The organism is Streptomyces zagrosensis (assembly GCF_014203645.1).
GTDB lineage: Bacteria > Actinomycetota > Actinomycetes > Streptomycetales > Streptomycetaceae > Streptomyces > Streptomyces zagrosensis.
This window is the reverse complement of the sequence record NZ_JACHJL010000033.1, coordinates 37,609-51,883: the sequence shown is the minus strand read 5'-3', so window position 1 is coordinate 51,883 and position 14,275 is coordinate 37,609. Positions and strand designations below refer to the sequence as shown.

Sequence of the window (14,275 nt, the reverse complement as noted above, 5' to 3'; positions counted from 1 at the left end):
AGTGCCTCGTTGCCGCAGTACATGGTGCCGTCGGTGTTTATTGAGGTGGACTCGATTCCGTTGACGGCCAACGGCAAGATCGACCGCCGCGCCCTACCGGACCCGGACGGGTTTGCTGCGGATACCTATGTCGCGCCCCGCACGGTAACCGAGGAGCGTATCGCCGCGGTGTGGGGTCGGGTGCTGGGTGTGGAGCGGGTCGGTGTTGAGGACAACTTCTTCGACCTCGGCGGTCACTCCATCAAGGCCATCGCCCTGGTCGGTGCCCTGCGCGCCGAGGGCTTCGAGGCTGGTGTCCGCGATGTGTTCCAGCACCGCACCATCGCTGGACTCGCCGCCGAACTCGGCGGCGGTGAACCCCTCGCCGAGACCGCCGTCGTCGAACCGTTCGCGCTGCTGGCAGCGGGGGACCTGGCCAAGCTTCCCGAGGGCCTCGTCGATGCCTTCCCGCTGGCGCAGGTGCAGCTCGGAATGCTGGTCGAGATGCTCGCCGACGACGGCCTGAACAAGTACCACAACACCACTGCCTTCCGGATCAAGGACGGCCGTCCGTTCGACGCCGACGCTCTCCGTCGCGCCGGACAGGCCGTGGTGGAACGTCACGAGATGCTGCGCGCCTCCTTTGACCTCGAAGGCTTTGAGGTGCCGCTGCAGCTCATCCACGCTGCCGCCGAGATCCCGGTGACCGTGCACGATCTGCGGGGCCAGGACGATGAGCAGCAGGCCGCGGCGCGTCGGGCGCACATCGTCAGCGAGCGCGCCGAGACCTTCGACCTCTCCCGCGCCCCACTGCTCCGTATCTCCGCACTCGTCGAGTCCGACGAGGCCTGGTGGCTGTCGGTCAGCGTCTGCCACCCCATCACCGAGGGCTGGAGCCACCGCTCGCTGCTCAGCGAGATCGTCGAGGGCTACCTCCGGGTGCGCGACGGCGGTTCACTGCCCGCGGTGGAGATGCCCGAGGTGCGCTACGCGGACTTCGTGGCAGCCGAGCTGGCTTCCGTGGCGTCCGACGAGGACCGGGACTACTGGCGGGATGTCCTGAGCAGCCATGCGAAGTTCGAGCTCCCCGCCGGCTGGGGCGACGGCGCGCCGGGACCGGCGAACGTCGTGCACGTACCGCTCGCCGACCTGACCCCGGCGCTGCGCGCCGCGGCGAGCGGCACCGGCACCTCGCTGAAGGCCGTGCTGCACGCAGCGCACCTGAAGGTGATGAGCCAGCTCACCGCCGAGGATTCCTTCTACACCGGCCTGGTCTCCAGCGGTCGCCCCGAAGTCGTGGGCGCCGAGCGGGTGTACGGCATGTACCTCAACACGGTGCCGTTCGCCCACCAGCGCGGTGCGCGCACCTGGCGCGAGCTAATCCGCCAGGTCTTCGACCAGGAGGGCACGCTCTGGCCGCACCGCCGCTTCCCGATGCCGGTGATGCAGCGGGAGCTGAGCGACGGAACCCGACTGCTCGACGTCCGCTTCAGCTACCTCGACCTGGCGGACGCCCAAGCGGAGACCGACCTCGTCGACACCGAGTCCGGTGACGGTGAGGGCGCCACGGAGTTCGGCCTCGCGGTGGCCGCACGCGGCAGCGGTTTGCTGCTCACGGTGAATCCGTTGGTTCTGGGCCGGGTTGGGGTGGATCGTCTTGCGGCGATGTATCGCTTGGTGTTGGAGTCGATGTCTGGTGATGTGGATGGTGATGCGCGGGTGGTGTTTTTGCCTGGTGGTGAGCGTGAGTGTGTGTTGAGTGGTTGGAATGATACGGCGGTGGTGGTGCCGGAGGTTTCGGTGTCGGATTTGGTGGCTCGTCGGGTTGTTGTGAGTCCGGGTGCGGTGGCTGTTGAGTGTGGTGGTGTGCGGTTGTCGTTTGCGGAGTTGGATGTGCGGGCGAATCGTTTGGCGCATCGGTTGCGTGAGGTGGGTGTGGGTGTGGGTGTGGGTGTGGAGTCGGTGGTTGGGGTGTTGTTGGATCGTTCTGTTGATTTGGTGGTGTCGTTGCTTGCGGTGTGGCGTGCGGGTGGGGGGTTTGTGCCGTTGGATTCGGTGTTGCCGGTGGGGCGTGTGGCGGGGATGGTGGTTGATGCTGGGGTGTCGGTTGTGGTGACGTCGGGTGTGTATGCGGATCGTTTTTCGGGTGTTGAGTTGGTTTTGGTGGGTGAGGATTTGTCGTCGTATCCGGTGTCGGTGCCGGTGGGTTGTGTGGATTTGGATGCTGTGGCGTACACGGTGTTTACGTCGGGTTCGACGGGTCGGCCGAAGGGTGTGCAGGTTTCGCATCGGAGTTTGGTGAATCATGTGGTGTGGGCGGTAGGGGAGTTGGTGTCGTGGGGTTCGGGTGGTGCGCCGGTGTTTTCGTCGGTGGCGTTTGATTTGGTGGTGCCGAATGTGTGGGCTCCGTTGGTTGCGGGTGAGCGGGTGTGGTTGTGGGATGGGGAGTTGGCGGGGTTGGGGGCGGGTTTGGTGGCTGCGGGTCCGTTTTCGTTTATGAAGTTGACTCCGGGTCATTTGGAGGTGTTGTCGGGTCAGTTGTCGGATGAGGAGGTTCGGGGGTTGGCGTCGCGGGTGGTGGTGGCGGGTGAGGCGTTGCCGGGTGGTTTGGTGGAGCGTTGGCGTGTGTTGTTGGGTGGTGGTCGGGTGGTGAATGAGTATGGGCCGACTGAGGCGACGGTGGGTACGTGTGTGTTTGTGTTGGAGGGGGCGGTTGAGGGTGTGGTGCCGATTGGGCGTCCGTTGCCGAATGTGGTGATGCGGGTTCTTGATGGTGGGTTGCGGGTTGTGCCGGTGGGTGTGGTGGGTGAGTTGTTTGTTGGTGGTGTGGGTGTGGCGCGTGGGTATGCGTTTCGTGGGGGTGTGACGGCGGAGAGGTTTGTGCCTGATCCGTATGGTGTGGCTGGTAGTCGGTTGTATCGCACGGGTGATGTGGTGCGGTGGCGTGGTGATGGTGTGGTGGAGTTTTTGGGTCGTGTTGATGATCAGGTCAAGGTTCGTGGTTATCGGGTGGAGTTGGGTGAGATTCGGGCTGCGCTTATTGCTCATGAACGGGTGGTTGACGCGGCGGTGGTGGTGTCGGGGGATCAGCGGTTGTTGGCGTATGTGGTGGGTGGCGTGGAGGGTTTGGCGGATTGGTTGGGTGTCTCGTTGCCGCAGTACATGGTCCCCTCGATGTTCATTGAATTGGACTCGATTCCGCTGACGGCCAACGGCAAGATCGACCGCCGCGCCCTACCGGACCCGGATGGGTTTGCTGTGGATACCTATGTCGCGCCCCGCACGGTGACCGAGGAGCGTATCGCCGCGGTGTGGGGTCGGGTGTTGGGTGTGGAGCGGGTCGGTGTTGAGGACAACTTCTTCGACCTCGGTGGTCACTCCATCAAGGCCATCGCCCTGGTCGGTGCCCTACGCGCCGAGGGCTTCGAGGCTGGCGTCCGCGATGTGTTCCAGCACCGCACCATCGCCGGACTCGCCGCCGAACTCGGGGGTACGGAACCTGGCTCAAGCTTTACCCCCGCCGCACCGTTCTCGCTCATCGCCGCGCCGGTGCGGGAGACCCTCCCCGCCGGGCTGGTCGATGCGTACCCGCTCTCCAGTGTGCAGCTCGGCATGCTCGTGGAAATGCTCGCCGACGACGGCCTGAACAAGTACCACAACACCTCGACGTTCCGGATCAAGGACGGCCGTCCGTTCGACACCGACGCTCTCCGTCGCGCCGGGCAGGCCGTGGTGGAACGCCATGAGATGCTCCGTACGTCCATCGCGCTTGAGGACTTCGACCTACCACTCCAACTGGTCCACGAGAGCGCCGAGATCCCGGTGACCGTGCATGATCTGCGGGGCCAGGACGATGAGCAGCAGGCCGCGGCGCGTCGGGCGCACATCGTCAGCGAGCGCGCCGAGCTGTTCGATCTCTTGCGGGCGCCGTTGCTCCGTATCTCCGCGCTGATCGAGTCCGACGAGGCCTGGCACCTGGGCTTCACCCACTGCCACGCCATCACGGAAGGCTGGAGCCAGCAGTCGCTGCTCCTTGAGGTGCTGAGCCTCTACCGCTCGTACGTGAACGGGGAGGAGCCGGAGCAGCAGGAGCGGCCGGCCGTCCGCTATGCCGACTTCATCGCGGCGGAGCTGGAGGCACTGGAGTCGGATGACGACCGCGGCTACTGGCAGCGGATCGTCGACCACCACGCCATGACCGTGCTCCCACCCGACTGGGGAGACGGCGCCGGCGCACCGCGCGAGGACTTCAAGGTGTCCATCGAGTTCCGCGACATCGAGCCGGAGCTGCGGGCACTGGCCAAGTCCACAGCCACCTCCTTCAAGGCCGTACTCCTGGCCACGCATCTGAAGGTGCTCAGCACGGTCACCAACGAACCGGCCTTCCACACCGGGGTGCTGTACAGCGCACGGCCGGAGGAGCCGGGCGCCGAGCGGGTGTACGGCATGTACCTCAACACCCTGCCGTTCGCGCACGACCGCAGCGCCCGTACCTGGCGCGAGCTGATCCAGCAGGTCTTCGACCGCGAGGCCGAGGTCTACAGCCACCGCCGCTACCCGCTTCCGGCGGTGCAGCGACTGGCCGGCGGGCGAAGGCTGTTCGACATCATGTACCGCTACCAGGACTTCAACCAGGCACTGGATGACGGGCCGGTGGACTGGGAGTCCGGGGCCGGTGACAGCTCCAACGAGTTCACCCTGTCGATCGCCAACGTGCCGGGGCGGCTGGTTCTGCGGGCCGTGAGTACCGGCCTGAACCGGGCGAACGCCGAGCGGCTCGCTGGAATGTACCGGGCGGTGCTGGAGGCCATGGCCGGTGATCCGGACGGCGACGTGAATTCGGCGCTGCTGTCCGCGACGGAGCTTACTCAGGTCCTTGAGGACTGGAACGACACCGAAGTGGAGTGGGGATGAGCAGGTATGTGCACGAGGTGATCGAGGCGACGACCACCTCGACACCCGACGCCATCGCCGTACAGACGGGGGAGGCGACCCTCACCTACCGCGAGCTCGACACCCGGGCCAACCGCATCGCGCACCATCTGCGGGCGGCCGGAGTGGGGCCGGAGTCGGTGGTCGGTGTGCTGCTGAGCCGCGGCCCGGACACCCTGCCCTGCCTGCTCGGCATCTGGAAGGCGGGCGGTTCGCATCTGCCGCTGGACGCCGGACTGCCGGCGGACCGGCTGAACTACATGCTGGAGACGTCCGGCGCCCGCCTGATCGTGACCGAGGGCACGCTGGCCGAGCGGGTGGGCGAGGGGTACGAGGGGGAGTTCATCCATCTCGACCGCGCACGTACGGAGATCGCCGGGCTTCCCGGTACCGCTCCGGACGCTTCGGCCGTACGTGATCCGGCGGATGTGAAGGACGAGGGCCGTAAGCACCGACTCGCGTACACCCTCTTCACCTCCGGCTCGACCGGCCGCCCCAAGGGTGTGCAGATCGGCCAGTACGCCCTGCTGAACCTGCTCTTCTCGATGCGGCAGCACTACGGATGCAAGCCGGAGCACGTCTGGCTCGCCGCCACGCCGCTGTCTTTCGACATCTCGACCGCCGAGATGTATCTGCCGCTGATTTCCGGCGGCCGGGTGGTCCTCGCCGATGACGAGGTGTCGAACGACCCCGCCGATCAGTTGAAGCTGATCGACAACGCCGGGGTGACCCATGTACAGGCCACCCCGGCCGGCTGGAAGCTGCTGCTGGCCGCCGGCCTCGGCCGCCGCCCGCTGGTCGGGGTTACCAGTGGCGAGGAATGCTCGCTGCCGCTGGCCCGGGATCTGCGCAGCCGGCTGGACACGTTGTTCAACCAGTACGGGCCGACCGAGACCACGGTCTGGTCGCACGTCTGGGACGTGGTTCCCGACCCTGAGTCGATAGTGCTCGGGCGTCCGCTGCCCAATTACCGGACGTACGTGCTCGATGCCGCTCAGCAGCCCGTTCCGGTGGGCGTGGCCGGTGAGGTGTACATCGCCGGTGCCGGTACAGCGCGCGGTTATGTGGGCCGGCCCGGGCTGACCGCTGAGCGGTTTGTCCCCGAGCCGTTCGGCGGGCCGCCCGGCTCGCGGATGTACCGCTCCGGTGATCTGGGCCGTTTCCGTTCCGATGGAGATCTGGAGTTTCTGGGCCGGATCGACTTCCAGGTGAAGATCCGCGGCTACCGGATCGAGCTGGGCGAGATCGAGGAACTGCTGCTGACGCACCCCGGGGTGCGTGACGCGGTGGTGGTCGCCCGGGAGGATGCCAACGGTGAGAAGTGGCTCGCCGCCTACGTGGTCTCGGACCGGCCGGACGGCGAAGCGGAGCTCGACCAGGCCGAGTTGCGTGACCACCTGGCCGCCTCGTTGCCGTCGTACATGGTGCCCGCGGCCTTCATGATGCTGGCCGCCATGCCGCTGAGCCCGACAGGCAAACTCGACCGGACGGCGCTGCCCGCACCTGGCCGTACGGCATTGGTCACAGACCGGGAGTACGTCGCGCCGCGGAACAGGACCGAGCAGCTGCTGGTCGACACCTGTGTCGAGGTACTGGGCGTGGCCGAAGTGGGCGTACGAGACCGGCTGACGGACCTGGGCGCCGACTCCATGCGCATCGTCCATGTGATGACGGCCGCCCGGCGGGCCGGACTTGAGCTGACGCTGCGGATGCTGTTGGACAGCGAGACCATCGAGGACCTCGCGGTCGCACTCGATGGCGGAACGCCGAATGAAGGCGACGAGAGCGATGAGGGAGCGACGCCGGTGAAGTTCACCACGGCCTCACGTTCCGCGCTGAGCGCGCCCGAGGTGGCCGAGGCGATGGTGACCCATGGGGTGCCCGGCGCGGTGGTTGCCCTGCTCAGGGACGGCCAGCTAGTCGGTGTGCAGGCCTATGGGACACGGAACGCCGAGACCGGCGCCCCGGTGACCCTGCGGACCCGGTTCCAGGCCGGATCGATCAGCAAGCATGTGACCGCCTTCGCGGTGCTGCGGCTCGTCGACCAAGGTGTGCTCGACCTGGATGCGGACATCGACGGCTATCTGTCTGACCGCAAGGCACCCCGGGCCATCGGCGGGAGCCTGCTGACTTTGCGCCACCTGCTGTCCAACACCGCGGGCCTTTCGCAGACCTCAAGTGCGTGGTGGCGGCCGGACGAGACCATGCCGGAGCTGTCCGCCGTACTGGACGACGTCTGGGCGGAGCACGAACCCGGGGCGTTCTTCCGCAAGGCGGGCAGCCAGTGGGCCATGGTCGAGCAGTTGCTGCTCGATGTGACCGGCCACGAGTTCCAGGAGCTGGCAGCCGAGCTGGTGTTCCGCCCGCTGGGCATGCGGGACAGTACGTTCCTGCCGCCGCCGGTCATGGACCGTTCCGTCCCCCAGGACCTGGCTGTAGGCCATGACCAGCAAGCCCGTGGACTGCTCGGCGGCTACCGGCTGCGGCCGGTGCATGCGGGCAGCGGACTGTGGTCCACTCCCGCCGACCTGGCGCAGCTCGCCGTCGAGATTCGGCAGGCTCACCTCGGCCTGTCGGGGCTGCTCTCCGCGACGTCGGTGGGCGCCATGCTCACGGAGGCCTTCCCGGGCAGCTTCTACGGCCTGGGCACGGTGGTCGACGGCTCGTCGGCGGACCCCGATGTCGGCCATGGCGGACAGACCGCGGGCTATCGCGCGCTGACCTCGATGCAACTGGGCTCGGGCAACGGCTGTGTGGTGATGACCAACTCGGACAACGGAAAGCAGGTCCACAAGGCGGTCGCCGCGCTGCTGGGCCGGGAACTCGAAGTGGCCGCGGACTGACCACAACGGATGAAGGGCCGGCCGGGGCTGCCCCGCCCTGATCAGGACAGGGCAGCCCCGGCCACGGTCCGACGCGGTGTTCTTCAGCCCGGTGTTCCACCCGCGTGGCAGGTCAGTGACGGCCCTGCCACGCCGCGTCCGCGGACCTCGGCCAGCCGCTGCTGGTAGCGCTCCAGCACGGCCCGGCGTTCCTCCGCGCTCTCCTCGGCCTCCGCGCGTTCCCGGGCGAAAATCCGCATCAGATCCTGGAACCGGTAGCGCATGGTGTGAGGGTCCGACCCCGGCCCGACCTCGACCAGGCGGGCATCGACGAGTCTCTCCATGAGGCTCTCGGCATCCACCTGGTCTGTGTCGAGTACGGCGGCGCTGGCCCACGACTCGAAGTCGGACGTGCTCAGCAGACCGAGCCGCCTAAAGAGCCGGCGGCCGGCGGCCGGCAGAGCCCGGTAACTGAGCCCGAACCCGGCCCGTACTCCACCCTGACCTGGGCTTAGTTCGTTCATGCGCCGGGCCGGGTCCACAAGCCGGTTGGTCAGATGCTGTACGGACCAGTGAGGCTTGGAGACGAGCCGGGCACCGGCTATCTGCAGGGCCAGCGGAAGCCGGTCGCAGAGTTCGCCCAGCCGCAGGGCAGCAGCCGGATCGGAACCGATCCGCCCTTCGCCGGCGAGCTTGGCGAGTAACAGCGGTGCTTCCGCGGGAGCCATCGCGTTGAGCCCGATTTGCAGGACGGTGTAGTGGGTGATCAGATCCTCGATGCGCTCACGGTCGGTGATCACCACACAGCAGCGGCCGTTGCCGGGCATCAGCGGACGGATCTGGTGGAACGACCGGACGTTGTCCAGCACGATCAGTACCCGCTTCCCGTCGAGCACACTGCGGAAGAGCGCCGACCGACCGACCAGGTCGGCGGGTATCCGGGACGCGGGCACGCCGAGAGCACGGAGAAACCGGTCGAGTGTGGCGAAGGGCGAGATGAGTGCGTTGCGTTCGTCGAATCCATGCAGGTCGGCGAAGAGTTGCCCGTCCGGAAAGCGCTCGGCGACCCGCTCCGCCCAGTGGATGGCCAGCGCCGTCTTCCCGATCCCGGCGACGCCGCTGATCGCGGCCACGGCCAGCGGGACCCGGCCGGCCCGCTCGTCCAGCATCCGGTTGAGCGCCGCGAGTTCCGCGACCCGGCCGGTGAATGAGGCAGGCGCCGCCGGGAGTTCGGCCGGCACTTGGCCGGGCGGAGTGGCATGGGGATCGGCGGTCGGCCCGCCCAGCTCCGGCGCGTCCTGCAGTACGAGATCGTGCAGTCCCCGTAGCGCGGGCCCCGGTTCGATCCCCAGCTGCCGCACCATCAGGTCGCGGCCCTCGCGGAAGACCTCAAGAGCCTCGGCCCTGCGTCCGGCCCGGTAGTGGGCCAGGATCAGATGGGCTCTGGCCCGTTCCCGCAAGGGGTGTTCCGTCACCAGAGTGGTGAGTTCCGCGATCAGTGGCTGCGGGCCGTACAGCTGGAGCCGCAGTCCCGCGTGCTCCTCGCACACGTCGAGGTGCGTTTCCTCCAGCCGGGTGACCTCCTCTTCGATGCGCTGCCCGGTGACTCCGTCCAGGGCCCGGCCGCGCCACAGCGCTAGTGCCTCGGCGAAGAGGTCGCAGGCCTCAGCGGTCTGCCCCTTGCGGAGGGCCTCCCGCGCCCGGCTCACCAGATTCTCGTAGCCCGTGATGTCGAGGAGGTGTTCGAGGGTATTGATGACGTAGCCGGGGTGTGAGGTGGTGATCAACTCACCTTCCCCTGCCGCGTCCTTGAACAGTTTTCGCAGGCCGGCCACGCAGATGGCGATCTGGTTACGCGCCGTGGCGGGAGCACCGCTCGGCCATACGGCCTCGGTGAGTGCGTCCACCGAGACTGTCTGACCTGGGGTCAGCAGCAGCATGGAAAGAATGGTGCGATGGCGTGGCCCCCCGAGCTTGACCGGCTCCCCGTCGATCCGAACGTCCAGTGGTCCAAGAAGTCTGAAGACAGCCTGTTTCATCGTGCCTAGTCCTTCCCCCGTTGACCAACACATCCCCCGAGTGTTATCGAGGGAGCCTCATTGTGAACCCCTACCGACCGGTAGATCCAGCGTCGAACGTATTGAGGGGAGATGACCATCCAATGCGATTGCCATGCGAATTGCATTGGGGTCGTGGAAGATCTCGGCGGCATGGGTGAACGGGGCTTTTGTGGTTGCTCGATACGGGTTCCATTTCGCCTTGATAATCGAGTGTGACGTGTATCACACGGCGTGGGGCGGCCGTAAGTGCTGCTGGGACTACTGAAGTTGACGTATGGACGCCCCACGTGCCGATCTCCGCCCCCCTTCCCACCAGGGAGCGCGGGCGGGACCGAAATCGAAGTGATAGCCGCACGAAAGGCGGCTCTCCTACCTTCAGGAGCAGCACACATGGTGTGACCACTGAACGGGGCGATGTATGGAATTGCGAATCCTGGGACCAGTCGAGGCGTGGCACGGTGATGACCGGGTCGCGTTGTCCGGTTCGAAAGTGCATACAGTCCTGGCCGCTCTGCTCCTCGCCCGGGGGCGGGTCGTCTCGGACGCGCGGCTCAGCGCGCTGCTTTGGGGCTGGGACCCGCCCGCCACGGCCAACGCGCAGATCTACACCTACATATCCCGGCTGCGTAAGCATCTCGGGGACGAGGTGGAGATCGTCCGGCAGCAGCCGGGCTACCGCTTCGTCGCGAACAGTAGCCGTACCGACCTCCACCGGTTCGAGGAGCTGGCGCAGCAGGGCCGGGACTGCCTACAGCGAAAGGATTTCGAGCGGGCGGGTGAACTGCTGCGCGCGGCCCTGGACCTGTGGCAGGGGCCCGCGCTGGCCAATGCCACCGAGCACCTGCAGGACGTGGAGCGGCAACCGCTCGAAGAGGCACGCACCCGCACCCTGGAGAACCGCATCGACGCGGACCTCGCGCTCGGCAGGCACGAGCAGGTCACCGGCGAACTCACCGCACTGGTCGCCCAGCTACCCACCCACGAACGGCTGCGCGCCCAGCTGATGACCGCGCTCTACCGGTGCGGCCGGCAGGCCGACGCGCTGCTCACCTACCACGAGGGCCGCAAGGTGCTCGCCGAGCAGCTCGGCGTGGACCCGGGCGCCGCCCTCGTCCTCACCTACCAGGCCGTACTCGGCGGCGAACTGGGCCTGGAGTCGCCCGCTCCGATCACCTCGGGACGGTACCCGGAAGTACCGGCGATGCTGCCGCCCGACATCGACGACTTCATCGGCCGCCGCGCCGAACTGGCCGTGCTCACCTCGATGATCGCGCCGACCGGCGACACCAACTCTTGGCGATCGCGGCGGTTTCTCCTCACCGGGATGGCGGGCATCGGCAAGACGGCCCTAGCCGTGCATGCCGCGCACGCCAGTGCCGGATGCTATCCGGACGGCCAGCTGTACGTGGACCTGCGCGGCACCGACGGGGCGCCGAGAGACGCGTGCGATGTCCTCGTCGTGCTGCTGAGGGCACTGGGTGAGCCCGCTCTCGACGGGAGCCGGACGGCCCCGGACGACCTGGAGGAACTGGTCCGCCTCTACCGCACCCGTACGTCGGGCAAGCGTCTGCTGATCGTTCTGGACAATGCTGTCAGCGAGCTTCAGCTGGACCCGCTGTTGCCGGGCAGCGCCGAGGCCGCGGTCCTGGTGACCTGCCACACCCAACTGGCCCGGGTGGCAGGGGCATGCACCATCGCCCTCCCCCCGCTCGACGACGACGATGCGATGGACCTGCTCGCCTCGGCGGCGGACCGGCCCCGTATCGCCGCCGACCGGGATGCCGCCGCCGACCTGGTCGCCTACTGCGCCGGACTGCCCCTCGCGCTGCGAATCGTCGGGGCCCGGCTGGCATCGAGACCCCACTGGCCCGCCGCCTGGCTCGCGCGCCGGCTGGCCGACCCGTGGGACCGGCTGGCCGAACTGAGCTTCGGCGACCTGAGCGTGAGCGAAGTCCTGCTGCGCTCAATGCGGTTGCTCGACCGCGGCGCCCGTTCCATGCTGGCCACTCTCGGCGGGGTCGGCACCGGCCCCTTCTCCGTACTCTGGGCGGCGACTCGGTGCGGTACCTCGGAGGCCGAGGCCGAGGTCGGGCTGGAGAGCCTGGTCGACGCGGCGCTGCTGGAGATCAGCGGCGTCGACCGGGAAGGCCGGCTGCAGTATCACTGCCATGAGCTGGTGCGGCTCTACGCGGCAACCCAAGGCCACCCCAACAACACCACGCCCTCCGTCCCTCGCCTTTGCGCGCACGCGGCGAAGTAACTCAGGAGATCAGTTGAACCCCTTACCCCTGACCCGATCCTGCTTCGCGACCGTGGCGGCGGCCGTCCTGAGCGGCGCGCTACTGACCGGCTGCGAGGGCGGAGCGGCGAGCAACCAGGAGACCGACACCCGCTCGTTCACCGTCTCCGACAAGGTGACCGCGCTCTCCATCGAGGCTTCCGGCGGTGACATGGAGGTGACCGGCGACTCGGGCACCACCGTGCGCGTCACCGAGACGATCACGTATACGGGGGACAGGCCGAAGACCGGCCGTCAGGTATCCGACGGGAGGCTGTCGCTCTCCGCGGGCCCCGACTGCGGCCCCATCGACGATTCCGACTGCGATATGACCTACCAGGTGAAGGTGCCCAGCACGCTGTTGTCGGTGCGGCTGGTGGAACGCGGAGGGAGCATCAAGCTGAAGAACCTGGCCGGTGCCGTCGAGGCGCACACCACGGGCGGTTCCCTGCGGGCCGACAAACTCGCGGGGAAGAGCCTGGTGGCCAAGGTCTCCGGTGGTGAGATGACAGGGAACTTCACCAAGGCACCCGGCAAGGTCGACGTGGACACCAACGGCGGCAATGTGTCGGTCATCGTGCCCTCCACAGCCTCCTACGCCGTGGACGCGAAGTCGGCGGGAGGCAAGAGCAAGGTGTCGGTGACCACCGACCCCGGCTCTGCCCGCACCATCAAGCTGCGCGCGGTGGGTGGCAACGTGTCGCTCACGTCGTGACGCGAGCGGGGCCAGGCGCTCGCCCGCGGGCCCGGCCCCGCTCGCCCCGGCCCCGCTCGCCCCGGCCCCGCTCGCCCCGGCCCCGCTTGCCCCGGCCCCGCTTGCCCCGGCCCCGCTTGCCCCGGCCCCGCTTGCCCCGGGCCCGTCGCTCCGCTGGCGGGCCCGGTGCGCAGGGTGGCGAAGGAGGCGAGGGTGAAGGTGGGTCGGCGTTCCACTCGCCGCCGTCCTCGGTCTCGTGGGCCAAGTCGAGCAGCGGGTGCCCTTTCCTGGTCCGGCAGGTCAAGGTGTCCTCCGCGCAGTACGGTTCGGGGCCGAGGGCGGGCAGCAGCGTGGTGTGCAGGTGCAACATCAGGCGCCGTGAGCCCTAGTTGGCGAAGTGCAAGTGGGCGTCGTAGATGAGTACGCCGATCCCCAGTGCCGCGGCAGCGGTGTGCACAGGTGGGGCTGGTGTCCGCGAGTGCATTTCCTCCGAGCCTGGGGAGTGGGAGGAGGCGGGGAACCAAGCGGAGAAGACTGGTGGGGGCCCGGGATATGGGGCGGGGACCGCAGGCATCACCCCGAGTGGCCAACTACCTGTGCGTCAGAGAGCCGGCCGACCAAAGGGAGGGTTTAGGTGCGCGTCCGCAACGGATCGCCCGATTACGGAGCTTGGCTGAAATGGTGCTCCGAGCCGGAGCCCTGCCGTGTTATGTCGTCGTTCGACATCCCCGCCCAGAGGAAGGCCACGTGCTGGACAACGACCGGAACCGGCTGCCCGTGTCGCCGTCGGGCGCTCTTTCGACCTGTCGCCGTGGAGTCGGCCATCGACGGTAGTTGGGCTACACCCCTCGAGCCCGTGCCGTACGGGCCGTCCCCCAACGGCCGGCACCTTCGTTGACCTACGTGGCTAGCGCAGCGTGCCGCGGCACCGCCTTCTGTGCGCTGCCGAATGGGTGGGCGGTAGGCCCTTGTCAGCTGGGTGGACGGCCTACTGCCGGCCCGGCGAGACTATTCGTCAGGCGGTGTACGGATGGCCGCGGCGTTGCCGGGAGTGGAGGAAGCGGATGACCTTGGCGCCCGACGCCGCCTCCTCGGATTTTTCCGCGTAGTCATGCGTGACGGGCGTGAACTGGTCGTGCAGCCCGTGAAAGGGCGGAAGCCGGCTCTCCTCGCGTTCCCGGGCCGAGGATTCCGCACGGTGCGCGACGCTGTCCCGCCAGCCCTGGGCGTAAGCGCGGGCCTGGATGGCCTCGATCTCTGACCGCGAAGCCATCAGCAGGCCCTCCGGGATGGAAGCCCGCACGAGCTCGTCGACCTCGCGCCGGACGTTCGCCTTCCGCAGAGGCTGCGGGGCTGCCGTACCGTCCGACGAGGCGGGCTGGCCCTGGCCTTCGTTTCTCTGTTCCGGAGTGTGTGCCGCCTCACTGCGTACTGTCATGCCGTCCCCCACCCCCCGCACCTTTCGCATCGGATCTCTGGTATCGATGACCATAGGGGGTGCCACTGACAT

Annotated in this window: 6 protein-coding genes; 4 read left to right on the top strand and 2 right to left on the bottom strand. The window is 67.8% G+C overall.

Features of this window, described 5'->3' with window-relative positions:
* The first annotated feature begins 33 nt into the window (after window positions 1-33).
* Together FHS42_RS34325 and FHS42_RS34320 are read left to right on the top strand one after the other, a co-directional pair.
* Window positions 34-4,893, top strand: a complete 4,860-nt coding sequence (locus FHS42_RS34325) for a non-ribosomal peptide synthetase (RefSeq protein WP_184579959.1) — start codon at window positions 34-36, stop codon at window positions 4,891-4,893.
* Window positions 4,890-7,754, top strand: a complete 2,865-nt coding sequence (locus FHS42_RS34320; RefSeq protein WP_184579956.1) for a non-ribosomal peptide synthetase — start codon at window positions 4,890-4,892, stop codon at window positions 7,752-7,754. Before FHS42_RS34325 ends, FHS42_RS34320 begins: the two co-directional genes overlap by 4 nt.
* 83 nt (window positions 7,755-7,837) lie before the next feature.
* Here FHS42_RS34320 and FHS42_RS34315 read toward each other — a convergent pair whose 3' ends face one another.
* A complete protein-coding gene (locus tag FHS42_RS34315) occupies window positions 7,838-9,772 on the bottom strand; it encodes an AfsR/SARP family transcriptional regulator (protein ID WP_184579954.1) in 1,935 nt (644 codons plus the stop codon).
* Window positions 9,773-10,211: 439 nt separating this feature from the next.
* On the opposite strand from FHS42_RS34315, the gene FHS42_RS34310 reads away from it, so the two are divergent.
* Both FHS42_RS34310 and FHS42_RS34305 read left to right on the top strand, forming a co-directional pair.
* Window positions 10,212-12,053, top strand: a complete 1,842-nt coding sequence (locus FHS42_RS34310) for an AfsR/SARP family transcriptional regulator (RefSeq protein ID WP_184579952.1) — start codon at window positions 10,212-10,214, stop codon at window positions 12,051-12,053.
* 13 nt (window positions 12,054-12,066) lie between these two features.
* Complete coding sequence (locus tag FHS42_RS34305; protein WP_184579950.1) at window positions 12,067-12,786, top strand: DUF4097 family beta strand repeat-containing protein; 720 nt, start codon at window positions 12,067-12,069, stop codon at window positions 12,784-12,786.
* A 994-nt stretch (window positions 12,787-13,780) separates the two neighbouring features.
* Here FHS42_RS34305 and FHS42_RS34300 read toward each other — a convergent pair.
* Window positions 13,781-14,203 carry a hypothetical protein gene (locus FHS42_RS34300; RefSeq protein WP_184579948.1) on the bottom strand — a complete coding sequence of 141 codons (423 nt, stop codon included), beginning with the start codon at window positions 14,201-14,203 and terminating at the stop codon, window positions 13,781-13,783.
* Window positions 14,204-14,275: the final 72 nt, after the last annotated feature.